The following is a 22,608-nucleotide window of genomic DNA, read 5'->3' on the forward strand; positions in this document are numbered from 1 at the left end:
GCGTACGGGTCGCCGACACTTATGTTCCATCGTGGCGATCCTGGCAGAAGCGACGGCGGCTGAACCAGCCGCCGTCGGTGGAGATCAGGAGGAGGAGACGGTGATCAGGTTGTCGATAGCAAGAGTTGCCGTTCGCGACGTGAGGGCCCCTCCATAGGTCACCTCGACGGCCTCGGTCACATCCTGGATGTCCATCACGTCGCCCGTCTCGTAGTTGCCGAACACCACCCAGTAATTGGGATGCGGGGTGAACACCGCCGTCATGTTCGGCGCCGCCTGAACAGCGAACGTACCGGAGCCCGACATGCCGATGCCCACGGAGGTTTTGTTGGGCGTGACGTTGGACAATTGCTGGATGGTCAGCGAGCCCAGCGCACCGTTGCCGTTCGACGCGCCAAAGGTGGTCGCACCGTACGTGTCCTTGGTGAGTTGAATGAGGTTCTGGCGATCCGGATCGGCCGCCACCGCCTGCGAGGCCGCAAAGTTGATGCCCGGCTGGAGCAACCCGGTTTCCGACCAGACGAAACTGTAGTCGAGGCCCCAGGTAAACGTCACTTGGCTTCCCGGCGCCGTGGGGCGGGTGAACCAGGCCAACGAAAAGACATTGCCGGGAATCGTGGTCGGCGGAGCCTTCTGGAAAACCGCGAAGCTGCCGGAAAGCTGAGAGTTGTTCACGCATTTCAGGGAATATTTGGTCATTGGTTCTACCTTCTGTTTCAGGATTTTGCCCAGCACTGAGGGGGCCGGCACCGCCTCCGGGGCTGAGACGGTGCCGGTTTGTCCCTCGCCTGCTCTGGGAGGAATAAGAGCGGCGAGGGGGGATGCCCGGCTTGGGAAGGCGGATGCCGGGCAAGCTGATTGAGCGGTCAGACGCCTCCGACGATCTGGTTCCCCAGACCGACCTCGATCTGTGCGACAGCCGTGGGACTGGCGTTCGTCGCGGTATGCTGTTCGAAGGCAATGGTCGCTGCGTTGCTCACGTCCGATTGATCGGGTTTGGGCAATTGAAAAGCGGTGCCGAAGATCACTGTTACGGTCGGCGACAGGTCGGGCTCGAGGGTTAACGACGACAGACCGGCCGGGATCGGGACGAGGATCGGGGCAGGCCCGACCACCAGGCCGATTTGACCACCCGCTGGAACACCGGCAGTGAATGTCACCTTGATGGCATTGGCCGGACCGCCGGCGGCCGGAGTAACAGTAAACGCACCGTCGATCCAAGCCACGGCAACCGTATCCCCCAGCGCCACCGGCGTCCTTTCGGCAGTGTCAGGGTTTGTGCCGTCAATGAGCGTAAACAAGGCCAGCGCGCCGCTTCCCCCGTTCCACGTCAACGTTATTTTGTCCCCGTCTTCTGTCGGATCTGAAACCAGCGCGGTGAGGGTCTGCGATATTGGCGAAGGGTTTTTCAATGCCGGCGGAAAGACATTGAAATACTGAGCTCCCTTCACGGTCGAGTTGTTCGTGGCGGTCAGCTTGAAAGGGACCGAGGCTGCCGCGGGCGTGCTGGTTCTCAAGGGATCGGAACTTGTCTTTGTCTTCTTCGTCGACATCAGCACGTTTCCTTTCGGTGGGCTGGGCTCTGGTGTGTTTTTCTCGCTTTATTTGTATTGATGGTATCTGCGCTTCTCTCGGTTGTCTCTGGACGAGCATCCCGAAAACTTGGACGACCGTCCCAAGGACCGCGAGCGCAACCTCAGCTGGTGCCGAGCGTCGTAAGCCAGTCGCCGAAGGAAGCGCCACTGGTGGATGGCCGGAACAGACTGCCCAGATCGGGACCATCTTGCCGGGCGGCAGCGCGAGCGCCCCTGGGGGACAGGCCAAAGGTGCGCCGGAACAGCCGGCTGAAGTGAGCCTCGTCGGCGAAGCCCATCTCATAGGCGATGTCGCCGATCCGCCGGTCGGCGTGGCGGGGATCGCAAAGAGTGAGCAGGCAACGTCGAAGACGGCGCCGGCGGATGTAGGCTTCAACACCGCCGCTCGTCTCGAATTGCCGGTAGAGCTGACTGCGAGAGACGCGAAGGTCGTGCGTCAGGCGAGAGGGGGTCAGGTCGCTGCGATGCAGGTTCTCCTCGATGTGGCGACGCAGGCGCCGTCCCAGGTCGCCCTTGGCCTCCGATGACGACACCGCAGCCGCAGGTCCCAGGCACGCAGCGAGCAGATCGGGCACCGACGCCCCGAGCGCGATCACTTCGCCCGGGCTCAGGCGCTGCGCCGCTTCGGCAAGAGCCTCGAGGATCCCCCGGATAAAGATTGCCATGGCGGAATCCTGGGCCAGGATGCGTCCGGTCATCGGGTGCGCCGGCGCCATCGAGGCTGGCAGCAAGGTGCGCGGCATAATCAGGTGCATACCTTCGGCGGCAGTCATGGCAAAAGCCATCGGCGCGGATAGATCGAGCACCGCCACGTCGCCCGGCCGCAGCCGTCGGGTGGCGCGGCTGGTTAGTGCGATGCCGCCGCGCTGAAGACACGAGATAACGATATGGTCGATATCGGACCAGGCGAGGCGGGCGTCGGTGCGTCGATATCGTCCGCCAACCGCGACGCTCCGGCAAAGCAGGAAAGTGCCGAAGTGATGGACTATGAGATTCGCTTGAAACGTGCTTGACGGAGCGGCTTTCGGGGGAAGGCTGTCGAACAGGATGTCCAGGAGGGAACGCCAAGCGTCGAAAGGGGAGTCAATGCCGGTGGTGGTGAAGTGGAAACTAGCGATCGCGCCTTGCTCACCGGCCGGACGTGTCAAATCGTCAGTTATCTCTTCCACATTGCGTTGCCCCCTTTGGTTGTATTTGAGGGCAGAACGCGACTTTTGCTATACGTCTTGAAATGGGAGAGCGAGCGTATTTGCGGTAACCTTACCGCTTCCTAAATATGCGCTTTCGCGCATTCCGGGTTCCGTTTCAACTTGGGTCATGTGGGGTTTTGGCAGCTCGCAATGGCCGCCGGCGATCGCTGAGGTGCTTCGGGGCGCCGGAGGAAGACTATACAAAATCCCTGCTGGCATCGTTGCGCGTCTGGGCACCGTGGGCGCGGCAACGGCGCCGAAACGCTTCCCGCGTATCGATCCGAAGACTGGTGCTGCCGCGGATGGCCGTGAAACGAGGGCCGTCGAAGAAAGCGGTACAACGATACTCAAGGTGTCCAATCCCGCTGTTCGCGTCGATCTTCCAAACGGCCGCGTGCAAGCAGTCGAGGGCTGGATCCGAAAACTCATCGTCGCGGACGGCTGTCTCCGCGCTCGACGTCTCGGTCAAAGCGCAGGTGGCGAACCTCCAGCTCGATCTGCAAGAGCAGGGGGTTGGCCTGTCGGTGCATTTCCCATGACATCGCTGTGTGGAACGCATCAGCCATCGCGTTGCAGTTATGTGTCTTGGCGAAATGGTTGAGATCGGCCGATGCGCGTCGACCCGCAGCATCCCTATTCACGCCGTCTCATTTCCGCGGTACTTACGGCGAACCCGGCGCGGCGCGGAAAGCTACGGCCGCCGTCCAACGACGAGGTCAAAAGCCGCTGCGTTCCGTTGACTACGTGTCGCGGAAATCAACGTAACGCGAAGTATCCTCGATCATTTCGCGCCGGAAGCAGCTGCCCTGCAATGATGATAGTCGCCACCCTTCGGGTATCGTCCCGCCCGGACTGCACAAAATCCAGGACATTGCGAGAAAGCGGCACATCTTGCTCGCAGTTCCCCTTCAGTTTCCAAGCGCGTTGAGCCAATTGCCGAATGTTCCTTCACGACGTCGTTCGGGAGGAGCGGCCGGTCGGAAAGGGCGCTCCCCAGCGACTGCCTTTCGGACGTCACGGGGACTGAAACCGAATTCGTGACTAAATGCGCGAGTGAAGTTGGCGGCCAGATCGAAACCTGCGGCTTCCGCTATTTCCGCTATCGGCCGATTGTTCGTAGGATCGCTGAGATCCGCATAAGCTGCCAGAAGCCGCCGTTTCCGAATGTAGTTGAGAACGCCGCCACTCGCCCCAAACAGCTGATAGAGCCGCGTGCGCGAGATCCCGACCGCCCGGCATATGGTGTCAGGATTGAGATCTCCGGAGTCGAGGTTGCTGTGAATATATCGGTGTGCCCGCTCCATCATACCCATATTTGATAGCGTCGCTGTCGCAGGCTGCGCCACCGAGGATGAGACGCACGCAACGATCATGTCGCGTATCGTCTGCACGATCCTTGGCAATTCTTCAGCAGTGAGGCTCGCGAGGTTCGATTCGATACCGTGGATATAGTTGGCTAACAACTTGGCCAGATTGCCCGACAGTATCGAATTGTTCGCCGCCTCAAGAATACCGGCGTCATCGGCCAGCAAATCGTAAGGCATGAAAAGCAGGACGGCGTCCGATTTGGTTGTCCGCCCGCGATAAGGATAGCCAAGCGATCTGAAAGCGAGCTTCTGCGGCCCACTCTCAGCAACCCGGCGGTCGACTTCCGTCCAGGCTCGACCCTCTCGGGGCAATTCCACATACCAGTGATCAATCGGGCTCAAACGCAACATTGCGCGAGAGCGTATGTAGCTGTGCGCTGGCGCGCGCTGTTGAACGATGAGCAGGTTGCCCAGGTGCCATGCCGTCTGGTCCGCCAGGAAGCCATCTTCGGGAGATTTGTCGTCCGGCAAGGAGACCTCGACCAAGGGTGCCATATGTGCCTGCCACGCGTCGAACTGTTCCGCGGGCGCCAGCTCGTGTGTCGAAAAACACAGGGGCGTCAGTGCAGGTGGCGCTGCCGGGCGGGACGCTGCCTGCTCCTCGGATTGGCGTGGCCAACGCCGCCGCTCCGAGTGCGGTTGCTTCGCACGCACCTCTTCAAGGTGGTCATCTGGTTCGGACTCGGTTGAACGATCACTCATACAATCCTCCAGCCCATGATCGCTCAAGCCATGAAGAATTGCCGGCGATCCCTTGTTCTGGCGCAGCGGTGTCCGGCCTACGCCCGTATCAGAAACCAGTTGTACTCCATTTGAAGTAGAAATGCACGGGACGATAAATATCAGGATGCGATGATAACGACATTCGCGCTTGAGTTTTGTATTAAATAAAACGTGGTTGTTGCGGAAGAATATATAGAGCCATCTAAAAGATGTTTAAAGTATTTCTTTTTCAATGACCTATTTATAGCTGTCTTCAGGGCGGAAGGCAGGTTCGCAATGGATTGATGGCGGTTGTCGTGAAGTATCTGCGTATCAATGGCGTCAACTATTCATCAGGGGCAATCCAGAGTGAAAATAATGTACCCCGGCGACAAGAAAATCGGAAACGAATTCTTGTCGCCGGTGGTGCAGGCCTTCTCGGATCGTATCTTTGCGGACAACGTCTTGGTGCAGGGCACCAGGTTATGTGTATCGACAATTTCTCGACAGGCTAAGGCGCAAAATCGAGCAATTGAAGCGCCCTGATTCGTTCTGTGTCATTGCCCACCACATCGTCGAGCCGATCGAACTCGACGTCCACGAAATCGACAACCTCGCCTGTCCGGCATCGCCGCCGCACCACCAGGCTGAGACATTGAGGGAGGTTGAAATGGTTACGCCGCGTGTTCTCGTTACAGGTGGTGCCGGCTACATCGGCAGCCACACGGCAAAGCTGCTGCGTCTGGATGGTCTTGAACCGGTTGTCTATGACAACCTGACGACTGGAAATTTTTCATCGGTGCGCTGGGGGCCGTTCGTTCGGGGAGATGTCCTCGACACTCCCCACCTGATCCAGATCATCGAGCAGTACAAGCCGGTCGCCGTCATCCATTTCGCCGCTTCGGCCTATGTCGGTGAATCCGTGGCCGACCCCGCAAAATATTATCGCAACAATGTCTGCGGAACGCAGTCGCTTCTCGACGCCTGCCGGCACGCGGGGCTCGACAAGATCATCCTTTCATCAAGCTGCGCAACCTACGGCGTACCAGCGACGCTGCCCATCGACGAGGCGACGCCACAGGTCCCGGTCAACCCTTACGGCAGGACAAAACTGATCGCCGAGCACATGCTTGCCGACTACGCCGCCGCCTTCGGTCTGCGCTATGTGGCGCTTCGCTACTTCAACGCCTGCGGCGCCGATCCGGAGGGGGATCTCAGCGAATGGCACGAACCGGAAACCCATCTGATTCCTCGGGCATTGCTGGCTGCGGCAGGCAAGATTCTGCGCTTGAAGGTATTCGGTGACGACTACCAAACGGCGGATGGAACCTGCATACGCGATTATGTTCACGTTGCCGACCTCGCGCGCGCCCACGTGCTCGCGTATAGACATCTCGAAAAGGGCGGCGAGAACGTGGCTCTTAATTTGGGCACCGGGCGCGGCTCTTCCATCAGGGAAGTCTTGAGAGCAATCAGTCAGGTTACCGGGCAAAATGTCCCCATCGCGATCGGCCCGCGCCGTGAAGGCGATCAGCCGGCTCTGTATGCGGACGCCAGTCTTGCCCATCGGACGCTTGGGTTCCAGCCCGAATATTCTGATCTCGAAACCATCGTGCGAACTGCTGCGCCCTCCTTCGGATTGGAGGTACGGCCGTGACCCGCCTTTGCGCCGTCGACGAGACAGGCGGCCCGGGACCATTTCTGACCGTGGGGCGTCAATCTGTTGGAGCCGCATGCGCCTCAACGGATTGTTCAGGCTTCCCGGACGGTCCTTGATGATTAAGCAGCCCTCTCCATCGGCCAAGCCAGCCGTTCCACGAGGAACGTCGCGAAAGGTTTGATGTTCATTCCACGCTCACTCTCCAGCGCTGCCAAGTACCGCGCGCGGTCATCCATCAGTACGACGGTCCACGGATGAGCTGAGGCAGGCGTTCATCGTTTATCTGATCAGCCATGGCAGGCCGATTGCCGAAGTGCTCGCTTCAGGTCCCAAAGATATCGCGGCTGAGTTGGAGCGGAACTTTGATGGCATGACCGTCGATGATGTCGCCCTTGAGGCGCTGCTGACGGCACGTGAGCAGCTGGTTAAAAAGCTCGTTGGCGGCATGCCGCATGCCCATCGCGACTTCTGGTAGGATTCAAGAAGGGTACGCCTGATTGGGAGAAGCTGGGGCTGCCCGGCGCGGCGGAGCTGCCGGCCGTGAAATTTAAGCAACTTAATCTCGATAAGATACCGGCCGAAGGGTGGGTGAAACTGGTAGAGGAGCTTTCCAGGTTTCCCGGAGTGCAGATGGACAAGGATGAGGTTTGTTTGGGTCCGGATTAGCATTCAAGGACCGGAAAAGCCGCAAGCATTGATGCCTTTCCCTACAAATTGCGAACGCACATCCCGATGATGCGGATAGCAGAAAGCCCATTCCTCTCCCTGTGGTCGGCTCATAGGCGCAACAGAGCTGCGCGCGGGGCCAAACAGTAGAACGCCTTAGGACGAGACCACTGCAGCAAGCCAGGTGCGGAATGCTTCCAGCGGCGGATAGTTGGCCCGCGACCGGGGCCACACCAGCCAATAGGAGCCGGAACCGGGAACCGACCGTTTGAGAAGTGGCACAAGGCGCTTCTCCTCGATCTCGATATCGGCGAGATAGTCCGGAAGCAGGGCTATTCCGAGCCCCGCAATAGCGGCTTGTGTCATCGTTGCGAACTGGTCGAGCAACATTCCAGTTACGCTTGGCGACTCAGCGCCTTGTGCGGCAAACCACATTCTCCATGCATTCGATCTTGTCTCCAGCTGCAACAGCGGCAGACCCACCATGTCATGAACGGTGCGAACCGGGTGTTCGGCTAGGAGCGCCGGAGAGATGCAGGCAGTCAAAGCTTCCTCGAACAGTTTCATGTGCCCTGCGTCGCGCCAATCGTCCGCTCCGAAATGAATTGCTGCGTCGAAACCCTCGGCGGCAAAATTGAATCGCTTGAGGCGTGTCGCGAGGTTGATCGTCACGCCGGGGTGCTTGGTGAGAAACTTGCCGAGGCGCGGCGCCAGCCACCGCGTGCCGAAGGCTGGCAGGATTGCGAGCGACAGGGCGCCGCCGCCAGGGTTGGCTGAAAACTCCATGCTGCTGCGTTGAATGAGATCGAGCGCCCGGGTCACGTCCCGCCCATAGGCTTGGGCGGCTTCAGTCGGAATGAGCCGCTGCCTATGGCGCTCGAAAAGCGGCCTTCCCAACTGCTCCTCCAGGTTCTGAACGAGGCGGCTGACGGTGCTTTGCGTCAGATTGACTTCTCGCGCCGCCGCCGAGATGGAGCCGGTTCGCAAAACGGCCTCGAAGGCCGACAAGAGGCTGATGGACGGAAGGAACCGGCGCGGGCGCATCTCACCTATGTATTCCATGAATGAATATAGCCCAAAATAGGGTTATTTCTCCAGAACAACAAACGCTATCTACATGGAACGCCACTCAGGTATTCGATTTCATTCTTCACTCGAGGAAAAATCCGTGACCGCAGATCCAGCCCGTGCCACCTCCGTGATCCCATCCCAAGGCAGCGCATTCGCTTGGGATGATCCCTTCCTGCTCGAAGATCAGCTCTCGGAGGAGGAGCGCATGATCCGCGACGCCGCCAGGGCCTTTGCCGAAGCAGAACTCTCGCCGCACGTTCAGGAAGCCTATCTCGAAGAAAAGACCGATCCCGGCCTGTTCAAGCTGATGGGCAAGGCCGGCCTTCTGGGCGTGACGCTGCCGGAGAAATATGGTGCCGCCGCTGCCAATTACGTTTCCTACGGGCTCGTGGCCCGTGAGGTCGAGCGCGTCGACTCGGGCTATCGCTCGATGATGAGCGTGCAGTCCTCGCTCGTCATCTATCCGATCCATGCCTATGGCTCGGAAGAGCAGCGCGACAAATATCTGCCGGGCCTGGTCTCGGGCGAGCTGATCGGCTGCTTCGGCCTCACCGAGCCGGATGCCGGCTCCGATCCGGGTTCGATGAAGACCCGCGCCGAGAAGATTTCCGGCGGCTACCGCCTGCGCGGCTCGAAGATGTGGATTTCGAACGCGCCGATCGCCGATGTGTTCGTCGTCTGGGCCAAGTCGGAAGCCCATGACGGCCAGATCCGCGGCTTTGTTCTCGAAAAGGGCATGAAGGGCCTTTCCGCCCCGAAGATCGGCGGCAAGCTCTCGCTGCGCGCCTCGATCACCGGCGAGATCGTGCTCGACGGCGTCGAAGTCGGAGAAGATACGCTGCTGCCGAATGTGTCGGGCCTCAAGGGGCCGTTCGGCTGCCTGAACCGCGCCCGGTACGGCATTTCCTGGGGCGTGCTCGGTGCCGCCGAGGATTGCTGGCACCGTGCCCGCCAATATGGCCTCGACCGCATCCAGTTCGGCAAGCCGCTGGCCGGCACCCAGCTCTACCAGAAGAAGCTTGCTGACATGCAGACGGAAATCACGCTCGGCCTGCAGGGTTCGTTGCGCGTCGGCCGGCTGCTCGACGAGCACAAGATGGCGCCTGAAATGATCTCGCTCGTCAAGCGCAACAATTGCGGCAAGGCGCTCGACATCGCCCGCCACGCCCGCGACATGCATGGCGGCAACGGCATCCAGATCGAATATCACGTGATGCGCCACGCGCAGAACCTAGAAACGGTCAACACTTACGAAGGCACGCATGACGTCCATGCGCTGATCCTCGGCCGCGCCCAGACCGGCATTCAGGCATTCTTCTGATGAGCGGTTCGAACAGCGCCCCGTTGGCCGGCCTGAAGGTCGTCGAGCTTGCCCGCATTCTGGCTGGTCCCTGGATCGGCCAGACGCTCGCCGATCTCGGCGCCGAAGTGATCAAAGTCGAAAGCCCGCAAGGCGACGATACCCGCACATGGGGACCGCCCTTTATCGAGCGGCCCGACGGCAGGGGCGGCACCGAAAAGGTGGCGGCCTATTTCCACGCGGCAAACCGCGGCAAGACGTCAGTCACCTGCGACTTCGGCAATCCGGGGGATCTAGACCGCGTCAGGGCCTTGCTCGCGGAAGCGGATGTCGTGGTCGAGAACTTCAAGGTCGGGGGTTTGAAAAAATTCGGGCTCGACTATGACAGTGTTGCCGCACTCAATGCACGGATCGTCTATGCCTCGGTCACTGGTTTTGGTCAGTCGGGCCCGCGCGCGCAAAATCCTGGATACGATTTCCTGATACAGGGCATGTGCGGGATCATGGACCTGACCGGTGAGCCGGACAGTGAACCTCAGAAAGTGGGCGTTGCCTGGACCGACATTTTCACCGGACTTTACGGCGTCATCGGCATTCAGGCAGCACTTGCCGAGCGTGAACGATCGGGCCTTGGCCAGCACGTCGATCTGGCGCTGCTTGACGTCGGCGTTGCCGTTCTCGCCAATCAGGCGATGAACTATCTTGCCGGCGGCAAAGTGCCTCGTCGCATGGGCAACGCTCATCCCAATATCGTACCCTATCAGGTTTTTCCGACAGCCGACGGGCATCTGATCATCGCTTGTGGCAACGACCGACAGTTCTCAAGCCTGTGCGGGGTCCTTGGACTTGAGGATCTCGCCGACGATCCGGCCTACGCAACGAATCCGGCGCGTGTGGAGAACCGCAAAGCGCTCTGCGCCCTTATTGGGGAAAAGACCAGACAAAGACCGAAGGCGGAGATGATCGCCCACCTCGAGAAGGTGGGGGTTCCCGGGGGGCCGATCAACACGGTGGCCGAAGCGATCAATGATCCGCAGATCCAGGCACGGGAGCTTCGCATCGATCCCGAGGGATGGCCTGGCTTGAGGACGCCCATACTCCTGTCACGCAGCCCCCTCGCGCTCGAACGGGCCGCGCCGATTCTGGGTGCTGGGAGCTGGGCGTTCTCCAATAAGGCCAGGGAAGAGAAGAGATGACGATCCAAACTGTTGGGGTGGTTGGCGCCGGGCAGATGGGCAGCGGTATCGCCCATGTGCTTGCGCTTGCCGGATACGACGTCACACTGATGGATGTCCACGCGGAAGGACTTGGCGCCGCGGTTCAGAAAATCAGCGAGAACATGGACCGGCAGGTAGCGCGCGGAGCGATTGTGGCCGAGGAGAGGGCGCACGCCCTTGGACGGATCCGGACAACCGTGAACCTGCCCGAACTCGGCACGAGCGATCTCATCATCGAGGCGGCGACGGAGAGGGAGGCGGTCAAGCTGAAGATATTCGGCGATCTCATCCCGCACCTGAAACCGGAAACGATCCTCGCCTCGAACACGTCGTCGATCTCGATCACGCGGCTCGCCGGGCGCACAGAGCGGCCCGAACAGTTCATCGGATTGCATTTCATGAATCCGGTTTCCGTCATGCAGCTCGTCGAGCTCATCCGTGGGATCGCGACAAGCAGCGAAACCTTCGAAGCTGTAAGCGCGGTCGTTCAAAGGCTCGGCAAGACAGCGGTAGTGGCGGAGGACTTTCCGGCCTTCATAGTTAATCGGATCCTGATCCCGACGATCAACGAGGCTGTCTACACACTCTACGAGGGCGTGGGCTCGGTCATCGATATCGACCTAAGCATGAAGCTTGGCGCAAACCACCCAATGGGACCGCTGGAACTGGCCGACTTCATCGGCCTCGATACCTGCCTTGCCATCATGAACGTCCTGCACGAGGGGCTCGCCGATACCAAGTACCGGCCTTGCCCGCTGCTGGTCAAATATGTCGAAGCGGGGTGGCTTGGCCGGAAGGCAGGAAGAGGCTTCTACGACTATCGCGGCAAAGTGCCGGTCCCAACCCGCTGACCCAGTAGGAGGCCACCATGAAAATCTTAGTTACGGTGAAACGGGTCGTCGACTACAACGTGAAGATCCGCGTCAAGCCGGATGGTTCCGGTGTCGAGCTTGCCAATGTGAAGATGTCGATGAACCCGTTCGACGAGATCTCGGTCGAAGAGGCGCTCAGGCTGAAGGAAGCCGGCAAGGTCTCGGAAGTGGTGGTCGTTTCCGTTGGTCCGGCCAAGGCCGAGGAAACCCTGCGTACGGCGCTTGCCATGGGTGCGGATCGGGCGATCCTGGTCGAGACCGACGATGCGGTCGAGCCGCTCGCCGTTGCCAAGATCATCAAGGGTGTGGCCGAAGCCGAACAGCCCGGCCTGATCATCGTCGGCAAGCAGGCGATCGACGACGATTCGAACCAGACCGGCCAGATGCTGTCGGCGCTGCTCGGCTGGGCGCAGGGCACGTTTGCCTCCAAGGTCGAGATCGGCGACGGCAAGGCGCAAGTGACCCGCGAAGTCGACGGCGGCCTGCAGACCATCGAGATCAAACTTCCAGCAGTTGTCACCACCGACCTGCGCCTCAACGAGCCTCGCTACGCCTCGCTGCCGAACATCATGAAGGCCAAGAAGAAGCCGCTCGACAAGAAGACACCGGCCGATTTCGGCGTCGATACGAGCCCGCGCCTGAAAGTGCTGAAGACCGAGGAGCCGGGTGGTCGCAAGGCCGGCATCAAGGTCAAGTCGGTCGCCGAACTGGTCGACAGGCTCAAAAACGAAGCCGGCGTTCTCTAAGGTCCAGGAAAAGGGAGACTAACATCATGGCCATTCTTCTTCTGGCAGATCACGACAACGCAACCCTGTCCGACCAGACCGCCAAGGCGCTGACGGCCGCCGCCAAGATTGGCGGCGACGTGCATGTGCTGGTCGCCGGTTCGGGCGCCAAGGCCGCGGCCGAACAGGCGGCAAAACTCTCCGGCGTTTCCAAGGTGCTGCTGGCCGATGACGCAAGCCTTGCCAACAACCTCGCCGAGCCCTTGGCGGCGCTGATCGTGTCGCTGGCAGGCAGCTACGACACGATCATTTCGGCCGCGACCTCGGTCGGCAAGAACGTGCTGCCGCGGGTCGCCGCCCTCTTGGACATCGCCCAGATTTCGGAAATCACCGAGGTCGTCTCGGCCGACACTTATCGGCGGCCGATCTATGCCGGCAATGCCATCCAGACGGTGCAGACGAGCGAGGCCAAGAAGGTGATCACCGTTCGTACCGCATCCTTCGCTAGCGCGTTGGAAGGGGAGCCGGCCGCCACTGTTATTAACGCCGCAGTGGCGGTCGGCGCTCAACTTTCTTCGTTTGTTTCCGATGCGCTGTCCTCGTCCGATCGACCGGAGCTGACCTCGGCCAAGATCATCATCTCCGGCGGCCGGGCGCTCGGCTCGTCGGAAAAGTTCCAGCAGGTCATCCTGCCGGTCGCCGACAAGCTCGGTGCCGCCGTCGGCGCAAGCCGTGCCGCGGTTGATGCCGGCTACGCCCCGAACGACTGGCAGGTCGGCCAGACCGGCAAGGTCGTGGCGCCGCAGCTCTACATCGCGGTCGGCATCTCCGGCGCCATCCAGCACCTCGCCGGCATGAAGGATTCGAAGGTCATCGTCGCCATCAACAAGGACGAGGAAGCCCCGATCTTCCAGGTCGCTGACTACGGCCTCGTCGGCGACCTCTTCGACATCCTGCCGGAGCTCAGCCGACAAGTCTGAGCACGCGCAATAGGGGGCGGCTTAGACCGCTTCGGTTATTGCGTTTTCTGAAGCAACGGGATTTCGAAGGATTCCGATACCTGGAATTTCGACCTCCAGCTGATCACCGACGGCGATCGGCCCAACGCCCGCCGGCGTTCCTGTCATGATCACGTCACCAGGAAGCAACGTCATGAAACGGCTGAGATAGCTGATGATCTCGGCCACTGTGAAGACGAGGTCGCGCGTGTTTCCCGACTGCCTGACCACGCCGTTTTGGCGCGTGATGACCTCCAGGTTGGTTGGGTCGAGATCTGTCACAATGGCAGGTCCAAGCGGGGCAAATGTGTCATAGCCCTTGCCCGCGAGAAGGCAGCCGAACTTGCTCTCCTGCCTCTGCACAACCCGGTCACTGATATCGTTCCGCAGCAATAGCCGAGCACGCAATCGAGGGCCGATTCGACCGCAAGGTGACGGGCCTGCTTTCCGATAACGACAACGAGTTCGCCTTCATAGTGAACGATCTCTGCACCGCTGGGATATTTCACCGCGTCGCCCTGTCCGATCGCAGCAGTACTCGGTTTCATGAAAAGAACCGGAATGCTCGGCTGCTCCTTCCCGGTCTCGTCAGTATGAGCCCTGTAGTTGTAAGCCACGCCGAAGATCCGGGGGCGCTCGACGGGAGAGAGTATCTTCACTGAGGCGATATCATCGCGCTCGCCTGTGCGTCGGATGCCGTCGAAAGGCGCCCCGTCAATGCGTTCGATGGTCCCATCATCCCCCAAAACGCCATAGTAGGCGCGGCCGCCATGCAAATAGCGAACAATCTTCATTGCTTTAGTCCTCCGTAGTTTTGCCAACGTTAGCGCACTGATATCACGGGCGTCAACTAGGAAGCGGGGCGGGTCCTTGCGCTGTTAGCGGAATTTGGTCGAGATTTTTAGTTGACAAAACTTAAAGTCAATGAGAACCTAATGCTAACGTTAGCGCAAATGCAGGAGGAGGCATTGCGAATTGGAAAACTGAAAACGGGCGGGCGTCGAACGCTCGCTTCGTCGCCCTGCAAACTGAAAGGGGGTGTGCAATGAATGCCACGCTCCTTTTGCAATCGGCCGCCGGCGGCGTGTTGCTCGGAGGCATCTATGGCCTTCTGGCAATGGGCCTCAGCCTGAGCTGGGGTCTGTTGAAGCTCGTCAACCTCAGCCATTTCGCGCTCGCCTTTTTGGGAGCCTACCTGACCTACCAGTTGGGTACGGCCTATGGCGTGCCGGCCCTGTTTAGTGGCCTTTTGATCGTGCCGCTGTTCTTCCTTCTTGGGGTCGGCCTCCATGCTCTGTTCGTGCGGTTCAAGGTGAAGGAATTCGCCTCGCTGCTGGTCACTTTCGGCATCACGATCTTGATCGAGTCGCTGATCCAATGGGTCTGGTCCGCCGACTACTTGCGCTACGAGACGCCTTATGCGCAGTCGACATTGCGTCTCGGGCCGATCTTCTTGCCAACACTCGATTGTATTGCCTTCGTCTGTGCCCTGTTGCTGGCCGTCGCGGCGTGGCTTGCCCTCAATAGGACCATGCTAGGCAAGGCTTTGCGCGCTGCAGCGCACGATGCGCCGATCGCCTCGGCCTTCGGGGTTAACTCGACGCGGGTCGCCTATGTGCTGGCGGGACTCTGTTCGGCCTCGGCCGGCGTCGCCGGCGTGTTCATCGCGTTGATTTCCACTCTCGCGCCGTCGCAGATCGAAGGGTGGATCGGTGTGGTCTTCGCGGTCGCGATCATAGGTGGCCTCGGCAATCCCATCGGCGCGATTGGCGCAGGCGTTCTCGTTGGATTGGCGGAATCGCTGACGATGGCGGTCATCAATCCGGCCTGGGCACCGCTGGTAGCCTTCAGCATCCTTATCATCATGCTCTTGCGGAGGCCCGTCCTATGACCAAGAAGCCTGCCGTTGTTGCGGCCCTTCCGCTGGCCCTGCTGGTCGCTCTGCCGTATCTCGGCGTCGCGGACTACTATCTCTCCTATCTTTATATCGTCTTCTTCTGGATCACCCTGGCCACGAGCTGGGGAATCCTGAGCGGCTATACCGGTTACTGGAGCTTTGGGCACGCAGCGTTCTTCGGCGTCGGGGTCTATACCACCGCCACGCTTGCCGGTTGGTACAATGTGCCTTTCCTGCTGACGCTGCCAGCGGCAGCGTCGGTTGCCGCAGGCCTCGCGCTTCTTGTGGGGGTGGTGGTGTTCCGCTCCCGATCACTGCGGGGTGAGTTCTTCGCACTCTTGACGCTCTCAGTGACCTTTGTCGTTGCCGCCATTATCTCGAACACGGCGATCGATTCCGGTACGGGCGTCTTTCTGAGCGGCGTCGCGATTCCGATGATCGGGGCGACTACGTCAGGATCGCTTTATCTTCTGGGGCTGGCGGCGGCCGTCCTTGCAGTCGCGGTATCCTATCTCATCTCGCATAGCCGGTTCGGCCAAGGGTTGCTCGCCATCCATGATGACGAAGACGTGGCCGAAGTGAAGGGCGTACCGACGTTTCGCTACAAGCTCATGTCCTTCGCAATCTCCTCGGCGATTGCGGGTGCGATGGGCGGCATTCATGCGGTCTATGTCGGCTACGTCACCGTCGGCGAGACCTTCGCTGTGACCGTGCCCCTCTATGTCGTGCTGATGAGCATCCTCGGCGGTGCGCGCCATTGGGCTGGCCCGGCAGTCGGGGCGGCTCTCATTACCGTTCTTCAGAGTTCCATCGTCAGCGGTTCTCACGCGGAGCTTGGCCGGGCCGGGGTCGCCCTCGCCCTGATCGTCGTGATCCTGACGCTGCCCTCCGGCATCGTTTCGGGGCTGCTACGGAAATTCGGGGAGCGCCAGGTGAACCGACGCGCAGGTGGCGCTGAAGTCGACACTCGGGATTTCGGCAAGGTGTTGGCCGTCACAACGAGGCCGAAAGGACAGGCGAACCGCGTCCTTCTGGCGTGCAGCGACGTCTCGAAATCCTTCGGCGGGATACGGGCGCTCAATGGGGTGACGCTCGACGTGAAGGAAGGCGAGATCCTTGCGCTTGTCGGCCCAAACGGCTCGGGCAAATCCACGCTGATCAACATGATCAGCGGCCACTTCCGGCTGAGTGGGGGCTCCATCATGCTGGATGGCAAACCGATCGACGGCCTTTCGCCACATCGGATCGCCGAGATGGGCATTGCCCGGACCTACCAGATCCCACGACTGTTCAACAATCTCTCGGTCCTTGAAAACGTGCAGCTCTGCGCGGAATTCGGAAACGGCCCGGATTTGTCTGCCGATGACCCCGAACTTACCGCGCGAAAGTGCCTTGCTTTCACGGGGCTGACCGCGAAGGCCGACCTTTTGCCCGAGGCGTTGAACCTGCATGACCGAAAGTTCGTCGAGTTTGCCCGAGCGCTTGCCGCACGCCCGCGTCTGTTGCTGCTCGATGAGGTGTTGTGTGGTTTGAACCCGGCGGAAGTCGATCATGCGGTCGAGATGATCAAGAGGATCAGGCAGGCCGGGACGACCGTGGTTTTCGTTGAACACCTGATGCGGGCCGTCGTCGCGCTGGCCGACCGCATCGCCGTACTCGACCAGGGCAGGCTTCTGGCGCTCGGCAACCCTGCCGAAACGATGAGAAACCCCGAGGTCATCGGCGTATATCTGGGAGCGGGACATGCTGCTTGAAGTCAAGGACATTGAAGTCGGCTACGGCGATGCGACGGCGCTCTGGGGTGCGTCGATCGAAATCGGCTCCGGCCAGATCGTATCGGTCGTTGGACCGAATGGCGCGGGCAAGAGCACGCTCGTCAATACCATTGCAGGGATTCTGCGCCCAAGAAGGGGCACCATCGCAATCGACGGCGCCGATATTTCGCGTATCCCCAGCCACCGCGTTTGCGACCACGGGATCGCGATCGTACCGGAAGGCCGACGGCTTTTCACGCAGATGAGTGTGATCGACAACCTGCTTTTGGGCAGTTACCGGAGAGCGGCGCATGCGGAGCGGGGATTGGCCTTGGACGAGGTTTTTTCGCTCTTCCCCATCCTCAAGGACAGGCAGCATCAGGCTTCCGGTTCGCTGTCCGGCGGTCAACAGCAAATGGTGGCGATTGGCCGCGGGCTGATGGCTCGACCTCGGGTGTTGTTGATGGACGAACCCTCGCTGGGACTTTCGCCGGCGATCGTCGATGAGATGTTCGGTATCATCGGGATGATCAACGAGCGTGGCGTCTCCGTGCTGCTGGTCGAGCAGAATATCAACAAGGCACTCGAGATCGCCCATCACGCCTATGTCATCGAACAGGGCCGCGTCGTCGCCTCCGGGAAGCCCGAAAGGTTGATCAACGATCCGCGCATAAGGGAGGCATATCTTGGCATCTGACAACGATGGACCGGGCGTTCCCACGCAAATCCGCCGGGTCGTCACCGGCAATGATACCTCCGGCGCGGCCGTGATTGTGCTCGACGCTCCTCCGCCTCGTACCGACGTGTTCAGGTCCATTCCCGGCCTGGTCTCGCGCATGATCTGGGCGACCACTCGCGGAAGCACCGTTCCTTTTGACGGCGACGACCCGACACATACTGTCACGAATTTCGTGCCGGCGCCTGGCGAGACGCGCATGTTGGTACTGACCTTCCCGCCGGACTCGGTATTCCAGTCGCCCGATTTCGATCCCCAAGCGGCAGCGGCGGAAAACCTAGCGTTAAGTCCAGGGCTCGCCGAACGCTTTGAGCCGGATGGCAAGCACCGGACACCGACCATCGACTACGGCATCGTCCTTGACGGCGAGATATGGCTGGAGCTCGAGAACGGCGTGGAGACGTGCCTCAAGCCTTTCGATGTTTTTGTCCAAAACGGGACCCGCCACGCCTGGCGCAACAAGCGTGACCGGCAAGCGACCTTCGCCGTCGTACTGGTAGGCGCCTAGCCGGCTGGGCCGGTAACCTTCTCTCCAACCGGATAATGGGAACATGAGCGAAACAACCATCAAAAAAGTACAGGGCCGCCGCGTCTGGGACTCGCGCGGCAGGCCGACGGTCGAAGTCGAGGTAATGCTTGCCTGCGGTGCCCTTGGGCGGGCGATTGCACCTGCCGGCGCGTCGACAGGCAGTGGCGAAGCGCTGGACCTGCGCGACGGCGGAGACGCCCTTTTGGGTATGGGCATCAGCCGTGCCCTGAGTGCCGTGAACGGTGAGATCGCCGAACATCTGCGCGGGAAGGATGCGCGGGATCAGGCAGGGATCGACAACGCACTGATTGCGCTAGACGGAACGCCCAACCGAAGCCGGCTGGGGGGCAACGCATCGGTTGCCACCTCGATGGCAGTGCTCCACGCGGCGGCTGCGGCTGAAGGGCAACCTATCTGGAAACATCTCGCCGGCGCCCGCAAGGTCCGCATTCCTCTGCCGGAGATCCAGATCTTTGGGGGCGGCGCCCACGCCGCTCGGCGAGTGGACGTGCAGGACTTCATGGTCATGTGCCCGTCGGCGGGCAGCTTCGCGGAGGCCCTGGAATGGACGGCAGAGGTCTATCATGCGGCCGGTAGCCTGATGAAGAAGGCAGGAAAGCTGCAGGGTGTGGCCGACGAGGGCGGATATTGGCCAGCCTTCGCCAACAACGAAGAAGCCCTGGACACGCTCGTCCGCGCGATTGAAACAGCCGGCCTGAAACCGGGAGGCCAGGTCGTCATCTCACTCGATATCGCCGCGTCCGAATTCGGCAAGAACGGCCGATACACGCTCGCACTGGAGGATCGCAGCCTCGACACCGGCCAGATGATCGACATGCTCGGGCGATGGCTCGACGCCTATCCGATCGTCTCGATCGAGGACCCGCTCGCAGAAGATGACGAGGAGGGCTTCCGCGCCTTTACGAAGCGTTTCGGAGAGCGCTGCCAGATCATTGGCGACGACTTCCTCGTGACCAGTGCTGTCCGTGTCGCGGCCGCGGTGCGCGACGGGAGCGCGAATGCGGTGCTGATCAAACCCAACCAGGCGGGAACGATCACCGAGGCCCATGACGCCTTGGAAACCGGCAAGCGGGCAGGGTTCGGCACGATCGTATCCGCGCGTTCCGGGGAGACCGAGGACGTCACCATCGCGCATCTCGCGGTCGGCTGGGATGCCGGGCAGCTCAAGGTCGGCTCGTTTTCGCGCTCGGAACGTATGGCGAAGTGGAACGAGGTTCTGCGTATCGAGGAATCGCTTCACGGGATTGCTGAGTTTGCGGGCTGGTCCGGCCTCGGCGCCAGACGGCAAACGATAGAGGCAGCCATAGCATGAGCAGGCAGCGATGCGCAAACGTTAGCGTCAATGCGTCTTCGCTTAGCTCCAGTCTGGGGAGTTGGGAATGCCTAACGGCAAAATAGCTCGGAAATTCTCTTGACACATCAGCTCCTCAGAGCAATGCTAACGTTAGCAATGGAGAGGCCGAAATGCTTCCAAAAGTCGATCTGAAACCGCCGTTCAACATCACCCGCTTCAGCCACGTCGTGCTCGAAGTGGAGGATGTCGAAAGGAGCAGGGACTTCTACATTAATGTTGCCGGACTTGTGGAAAGCAGCTTCGAGTCCGGCGTTTCATACCTCCGCGGCTTGTCGGAGGCCTGCCACCACAGTCTCGTCCTTGCCCCTGCCAACGGCCGGCCCGCTTGCAGGCGGATCGGCTACCGGGTCTTCCTGGAAGAAGATCTTGACGCCGCGTCGGATTTCTTCCTGAGAAGGGAGCTACCGGCCGAATGGATCGAGGTGCCGCATCAGGGGCGCACGCTGCTCGTCAGCGATCCCGAAGGGACGCGGATAGAGTTGTGCGCAAGCATGGTGGTCTGCGCGCGCCAGTATCTGGAGGTGCATACACACCGGGGCGCCCGCGCCCAGGGGCTGGATCACTGTCAGCTCATCGTGTCCGATCCAATGGCCCTTAGCGCCTTCTATGCAGACCTTGGTTTCCGGACCTCGGAATACATCACAGCCGGGGACACGCTGCTTGCCAACTTCCTCTATCGCAAGGGCGTTTGCCTCGACCTGGCGCTCGTGCCGGGGACCGGCCCGCGTCTGCATCACTTTGCGTTCACGGTGCCCGAAAGTCGCGATATCTTCGCGGCCTGCGATTGTGCGAGCCGCCAGGGTTATGCCGCCGGCGTCGAACGCGGGCCGGGCCGACACGGGCCCTCGGGTGTCCTGTTCGTCTATCTGCGTGACCCCGACGGCCACCGGGTCGAATTCTTCAATAACCATTACACGACCATTGACATCGAACTCGAGCCTATACGCTGGGAGGCGGCCTCCCTCAGCACCAACGTTCATTGGGGCCTGCCGGCACCGGCGAAATGGTACTTCGAGGCCAGCGAGTTTACAGGCGTTCCCCTCATCGAACCTGCAATCATGCCAGACCCGATGACGCTCGAGAAATACGTCCACGCACTTTTGTCCAAATAACCAGAGGAAGATCTATGGCGCGCGTCCGCTACATCCCCACATCGGAAATCAAAGACGACAACCCGGCGCTGTTCGAACGCCTCCAGCGGGAGAGAAAAGTGCCGACCGCCAACATCTTTCTGGCGCTTGCCAACACGCCCGCCATTCTGGATGGCTTTCTGACTTACGCCAATTCGATCCGCGCGTCAGGGCTCAGCGCGAAGCTGCGGGAACTGGCCATCCTGACCGTCGGCCATTGCACGAAGTCGGAATACGAGATCGCTCATCATCATTCGCATGGGCTGAAGGCGGGGATCAGTGAAGCGCAGCTGGCCGCGATATCCGACTTCGAGACTTCCGACCTATTCAATGAGGAGGAGCGCGCAGTCATGGCTTTTGCGAAGGACTCGACGCGCAACGTCGATGTTGACCAGAACATTTGGGATCTGGCTGCGGCCGTTCTCTCCGAAACGGAAATGGTCGAACTGGCGATGAACGTCGCCTGGTACAATTCGGGCGTCCGGATAATGGGGGCTCTGAAGATCGATCTGGAGGAAGGATACCGCTGACATCGGAGCCGGAGGACGTTCACGATTTATTATCAAGGGAGGAAGAGATGACTGCGTATAGCTTTATATTGAGCCGGAGGACACTGCTTGCCTCCGCGACACTTCTCGCCGTGTCGCTCGGGATGCCTGTGCTGGCGCAGGATGCGCCGATCCGCGTCGGCGGCACCTTACCGCTAACCGGGCCCCTCGCGGGCGTCGGCGCGATCCACAAGCTGGCCGCGGAGGTGTTCGTGGAACGGGTGAACGCGCGCGGCGGCATTCTCGGGCGTAAGTTGGAGTATGTCCTGCTGGACGATCAGTCGCAGCCCGCGAACGCGCGAACGCTCTATGAACGCCTCGTGACTGCCGACAATGTCGATCTGCTGATGGGCCCTTACGGCACCTCCTCAATCATTGCCGCGATGGGTGTGGCGCAGCGCTACAACAAGCTGCTTGTCCAAAGCAGTCTCGGCGACCCAAGTCTTGCTCCCTACGACATGCAGTTTCCGGCGTTGCCGATTGGCGCCGAACCGCAGATCACAGACACCGAGGTTCTGCTCGATGCCTATGCTGGCATGGCTACCCCGCCGAAGACGATCGCGTTCGTCACCAGCAAGTTCCCCTCGGCGCTGACGATCGCCAAGGGCGGGCAGGAGGTTGCAGCCGCGCGAGGCCTGGAGACGGTGCTCTCCCTGGAATACGAGTTCGGCACCAAAGACCTCGGCGCGATCGCCAACCGCATTAAGGCAGCGGACCCAGATATTCTGTGGTCCGGGGCGGTCGGCATGGAGGCAGTCCAGCTTCTGGATGCCATGGCCAGGATCGAATACAAGCCGAAGCGCCACTTCTATCTGTTCCCGGCGCCAGGCCCGACAGCCGCGCACCCACACGCCGAGGGGCTGACCACCTTGACCTGGTTCGAGGAACACGAACCCTTCCTCGCCAATGCCGGTGCGGCCGACTTCGTCGCCGCTTACAACGAGCGCGCCAAGGCGGTGGGCTTCCCATATCCGCATGCCGAATATCAGGCGGCGGCCGAGTATGCGGCCTGGCAGATCCTGGCAGCTGCCGCCGAAGGCGCGGGCAAGCTTGACGATGCTGCGATGGCCGAATGGCTTCGGGCCAACACGGTTCAGACCGCGCTCGGGCCGCGCACCTTTGAAGGCAAGTTCAATGCCGGAAAAGCTTCCACGAAATTGAAGCAGGTGCAGAACAAGCAATGGGTGACAGTGTGGCCCGCCGATCTTCGACCGTCAGGCTCGCAGTTCGTCGCTCCTTGAATGCCCGCCTCGACCGCCGGCATGAGCAGGCCGCT

At 60.8% G+C, this 22,608-nt stretch carries 21 protein-coding genes and 2 pseudogenes; 16 read left to right on the top strand and 7 right to left on the bottom strand.

The window, feature by feature from the left end:
* Positions 1 to 84: 84 nt before the first annotated feature.
* The 3 genes from WI754_RS23750 to WI754_RS23760 all read right to left on the bottom strand — a co-directional run bounded on the left by WI754_RS23750 (position 85) and on the right by WI754_RS23760 (position 2,764).
* Positions 85 to 699, bottom strand: a complete 615-nt coding sequence (locus tag WI754_RS23750) for a protein rhiA (RefSeq protein ID WP_341487744.1) — start codon at positions 697 to 699, stop codon at positions 85 to 87.
* 167 nt (positions 700 to 866) lie between these two features.
* Entirely contained in the window at positions 867 to 1,553 is a 687-nt protein-coding gene (locus WI754_RS23755) for a hypothetical protein (protein ID WP_341487745.1), read from the bottom strand.
* Positions 1,554 to 1,696: 143 nt separating this feature from the next.
* Positions 1,697 to 2,764 (bottom strand): helix-turn-helix domain-containing protein, encoded by a 1,068-nt coding sequence (locus WI754_RS23760; RefSeq protein WP_341487746.1) that lies wholly within the window; start codon positions 2,762 to 2,764, stop codon positions 1,697 to 1,699.
* A gap of 461 nt (positions 2,765 to 3,225) precedes the next feature.
* On the opposite strand from WI754_RS23760, the pseudogene WI754_RS23765 reads away from it, so the two are divergent.
* Positions 3,226 to 3,550: pseudogene (locus WI754_RS23765) on the top strand (glutathione ABC transporter ATP-binding protein GsiA); the annotation flags it as partial.
* 143 nt (positions 3,551 to 3,693) lie between these two features.
* Here the strand turns inward: WI754_RS23765 and WI754_RS23770 are convergent.
* Complete coding sequence (locus tag WI754_RS23770) at positions 3,694 to 4,854, bottom strand: AraC family transcriptional regulator (protein WP_341487747.1); 1,161 nt, start codon at positions 4,852 to 4,854, stop codon at positions 3,694 to 3,696.
* Positions 4,855 to 5,159: 305 nt separating this feature from the next.
* Here WI754_RS23770 and WI754_RS23775 point away from each other — a divergent pair.
* Positions 5,160 to 5,512: pseudogene (locus WI754_RS23775) on the top strand (NAD-dependent epimerase/dehydratase family protein); the annotation flags it as partial.
* Positions 5,513 to 5,524: 12 nt separating this feature from the next.
* Positions 5,525 to 6,511 (top strand): UDP-glucose 4-epimerase GalE, encoded by a 987-nt coding sequence (gene galE / locus WI754_RS23780; RefSeq protein ID WP_341487982.1) that lies wholly within the window; start codon positions 5,525 to 5,527, stop codon positions 6,509 to 6,511.
* An 825-nt stretch (positions 6,512 to 7,336) separates the two neighbouring features.
* Here the strand turns inward: galE and WI754_RS23785 are convergent.
* On the bottom strand, positions 7,337 to 8,224 hold the full coding sequence (locus WI754_RS23785; RefSeq protein ID WP_341487983.1) for a LysR family transcriptional regulator: 888 nt from the start codon (positions 8,222 to 8,224) through the stop codon (positions 7,337 to 7,339).
* A gap of 232 nt (positions 8,225 to 8,456) precedes the next feature.
* On the opposite strand from WI754_RS23785, the gene WI754_RS23790 reads away from it, so the two are divergent.
* Genes WI754_RS23790 through WI754_RS23810 form a run of 5 tightly spaced genes read left to right on the top strand, consistent with a single transcriptional unit; the run spans position 8,457 to position 13,345 of the window.
* Positions 8,457 to 9,572: an acyl-CoA dehydrogenase gene (locus tag WI754_RS23790; protein WP_341487984.1), complete on the top strand. Its 1,116-nt coding sequence runs from the start codon at positions 8,457 to 8,459 to the stop codon at positions 9,570 to 9,572.
* Positions 9,572 to 10,747 (top strand): CaiB/BaiF CoA-transferase family protein, encoded by a 1,176-nt coding sequence (locus WI754_RS23795; RefSeq protein ID WP_341487748.1) that lies wholly within the window; start codon positions 9,572 to 9,574, stop codon positions 10,745 to 10,747. The genes WI754_RS23790 and WI754_RS23795 overlap by 1 nt, the downstream gene beginning before the upstream one ends.
* Positions 10,744 to 11,619 carry a 3-hydroxybutyryl-CoA dehydrogenase gene (locus WI754_RS23800; RefSeq protein ID WP_341487749.1) on the top strand — a complete coding sequence of 292 codons (876 nt, stop codon included), beginning with the start codon at positions 10,744 to 10,746 and terminating at the stop codon, positions 11,617 to 11,619. The genes WI754_RS23795 and WI754_RS23800 overlap by 4 nt, the downstream gene beginning before the upstream one ends.
* A 17-nt stretch (positions 11,620 to 11,636) precedes the next feature.
* Complete coding sequence (locus tag WI754_RS23805; protein ID WP_341487750.1) at positions 11,637 to 12,386, top strand: electron transfer flavoprotein subunit beta/FixA family protein; 750 nt, start codon at positions 11,637 to 11,639, stop codon at positions 12,384 to 12,386.
* A gap of 26 nt (positions 12,387 to 12,412) precedes the next feature.
* Positions 12,413 to 13,345, top strand: a complete 933-nt coding sequence (locus WI754_RS23810; protein ID WP_341487751.1) for an electron transfer flavoprotein subunit alpha/FixB family protein — start codon at positions 12,413 to 12,415, stop codon at positions 13,343 to 13,345.
* A gap of 21 nt (positions 13,346 to 13,366) precedes the next feature.
* Here WI754_RS23810 and WI754_RS23815 read toward each other — a convergent pair whose 3' ends face one another.
* Both WI754_RS23815 and WI754_RS23820 read right to left on the bottom strand, forming a co-directional pair.
* The gene (locus WI754_RS23815) at positions 13,367 to 13,726 is read right to left on the bottom strand and encodes a fumarylacetoacetate hydrolase family protein (protein ID WP_341487752.1); all 360 of its coding nucleotides are present in this window, start codon (positions 13,724 to 13,726) and stop codon (positions 13,367 to 13,369) included.
* A complete protein-coding gene (locus WI754_RS23820; protein WP_341487753.1) occupies positions 13,642 to 14,157 on the bottom strand; it encodes a fumarylacetoacetate hydrolase family protein in 516 nt (171 codons plus the stop codon). The genes WI754_RS23815 and WI754_RS23820 overlap by 85 nt, the downstream gene beginning before the upstream one ends.
* A gap of 251 nt (positions 14,158 to 14,408) precedes the next feature.
* Here WI754_RS23820 and WI754_RS23825 point away from each other — a divergent pair, with 251 nt between their 5' ends.
* The 8 genes from WI754_RS23825 (at position 14,409) to WI754_RS23860 (ending at position 22,573) form a co-directional block, all read left to right on the top strand.
* Positions 14,409 to 15,254 carry a branched-chain amino acid ABC transporter permease gene (locus WI754_RS23825; protein ID WP_341487754.1) on the top strand — a complete coding sequence of 282 codons (846 nt, stop codon included), beginning with the start codon at positions 14,409 to 14,411 and terminating at the stop codon, positions 15,252 to 15,254.
* Positions 15,251 to 17,014, top strand: coding sequence for a branched-chain amino acid ABC transporter ATP-binding protein/permease (locus WI754_RS23830; protein ID WP_341487755.1), 1,764 nt, complete (start codon positions 15,251 to 15,253; stop codon positions 17,012 to 17,014). Before WI754_RS23825 ends, WI754_RS23830 begins: the two co-directional genes overlap by 4 nt.
* Complete coding sequence (locus tag WI754_RS23835) at positions 17,004 to 17,711, top strand: ABC transporter ATP-binding protein (RefSeq protein ID WP_341487756.1); 708 nt, start codon at positions 17,004 to 17,006, stop codon at positions 17,709 to 17,711. Before WI754_RS23830 ends, WI754_RS23835 begins: the two co-directional genes overlap by 11 nt.
* Positions 17,701 to 18,258, top strand: coding sequence for a cupin domain-containing protein (locus WI754_RS23840; RefSeq protein WP_341487757.1), 558 nt, complete (start codon positions 17,701 to 17,703; stop codon positions 18,256 to 18,258). Before WI754_RS23835 ends, WI754_RS23840 begins: the two co-directional genes overlap by 11 nt.
* A 43-nt stretch (positions 18,259 to 18,301) precedes the next feature.
* Complete coding sequence (gene eno / locus WI754_RS23845; RefSeq protein WP_341487758.1) at positions 18,302 to 19,612, top strand: phosphopyruvate hydratase; 1,311 nt, start codon at positions 18,302 to 18,304, stop codon at positions 19,610 to 19,612.
* A gap of 152 nt (positions 19,613 to 19,764) precedes the next feature.
* Positions 19,765 to 20,766: a VOC family protein gene (locus WI754_RS23850; protein ID WP_341487759.1), complete on the top strand. Its 1,002-nt coding sequence runs from the start codon at positions 19,765 to 19,767 to the stop codon at positions 20,764 to 20,766.
* 14 nt (positions 20,767 to 20,780) lie between these two features.
* On the top strand, positions 20,781 to 21,314 hold the full coding sequence (locus WI754_RS23855) for a carboxymuconolactone decarboxylase family protein (RefSeq protein ID WP_341487760.1): 534 nt from the start codon (positions 20,781 to 20,783) through the stop codon (positions 21,312 to 21,314).
* Between the two features lie 122 nt (positions 21,315 to 21,436).
* Positions 21,437 to 22,573, top strand: a complete 1,137-nt coding sequence (locus tag WI754_RS23860; protein ID WP_349438064.1) for an amino acid ABC transporter substrate-binding protein — start codon at positions 21,437 to 21,439, stop codon at positions 22,571 to 22,573.
* Positions 22,574 to 22,608 lie beyond the last annotated feature (35 nt).

Source organism: Pararhizobium sp. A13 (genome assembly GCF_040126305.1).
In the GTDB taxonomy this organism is placed as follows: Bacteria; Pseudomonadota; Alphaproteobacteria; order Rhizobiales; family Rhizobiaceae; genus Pararhizobium.

Bases quoted from the DNA above. Each gene is read 5' to 3' on its own strand.
- WI754_RS23825 (WP_341487754.1), top strand. From the start codon at position 14,409: ATGAATGCCACGCTCCTTTTGCAATCGGCCGCCGGCGGCGTGTTGCTC.
- WI754_RS23800 (WP_341487749.1), top strand. From the start codon at position 10,744: ATGACGATCCAAACTGTTGGGGTGGTTGGCGCCGGGCAGATGGGCAGC.
- WI754_RS23795 (WP_341487748.1), top strand. From the start codon at position 9,572: ATGAGCGGTTCGAACAGCGCCCCGTTGGCCGGCCTGAAGGTCGTCGAG.
- galE (WP_341487982.1), top strand. From the start codon at position 5,525: ATGGTTACGCCGCGTGTTCTCGTTACAGGTGGTGCCGGCTACATCGGC.
- eno (WP_341487758.1), top strand. From the start codon at position 18,302: ATGAGCGAAACAACCATCAAAAAAGTACAGGGCCGCCGCGTCTGGGAC.
- WI754_RS23755 (WP_341487745.1), bottom strand. From the start codon at position 1,553: ATGTCGACGAAGAAGACAAAGACAAGTTCCGATCCCTTGAGAACCAGC.
- WI754_RS23785 (WP_341487983.1), bottom strand. From the start codon at position 8,224: ATGCGCCCGCGCCGGTTCCTTCCGTCCATCAGCCTCTTGTCGGCCTTC.
- WI754_RS23860 (WP_349438064.1), top strand. From the start codon at position 21,437: ATGCCTGTGCTGGCGCAGGATGCGCCGATCCGCGTCGGCGGCACCTTA.
- WI754_RS23855 (WP_341487760.1), top strand. From the start codon at position 20,781: ATGGCGCGCGTCCGCTACATCCCCACATCGGAAATCAAAGACGACAAC.
- WI754_RS23805 (WP_341487750.1), top strand. From the start codon at position 11,637: ATGAAAATCTTAGTTACGGTGAAACGGGTCGTCGACTACAACGTGAAG.
- WI754_RS23810 (WP_341487751.1), top strand. From the start codon at position 12,413: ATGGCCATTCTTCTTCTGGCAGATCACGACAACGCAACCCTGTCCGAC.
- WI754_RS23850 (WP_341487759.1), top strand. From the start codon at position 19,765: ATGCTTCCAAAAGTCGATCTGAAACCGCCGTTCAACATCACCCGCTTC.
- WI754_RS23820 (WP_341487753.1), bottom strand. From the start codon at position 14,157: ATGAAGATTGTTCGCTATTTGCATGGCGGCCGCGCCTACTATGGCGTT.
- WI754_RS23790 (WP_341487984.1), top strand. From the start codon at position 8,457: ATGATCCGCGACGCCGCCAGGGCCTTTGCCGAAGCAGAACTCTCGCCG.
- WI754_RS23830 (WP_341487755.1), top strand. From the start codon at position 15,251: ATGACCAAGAAGCCTGCCGTTGTTGCGGCCCTTCCGCTGGCCCTGCTG.
- WI754_RS23770 (WP_341487747.1), bottom strand. From the start codon at position 4,854: ATGAGTGATCGTTCAACCGAGTCCGAACCAGATGACCACCTTGAAGAG.
- WI754_RS23835 (WP_341487756.1), top strand. From the start codon at position 17,004: ATGCTGCTTGAAGTCAAGGACATTGAAGTCGGCTACGGCGATGCGACG.
- WI754_RS23750 (WP_341487744.1), bottom strand. From the start codon at position 699: ATGACCAAATATTCCCTGAAATGCGTGAACAACTCTCAGCTTTCCGGC.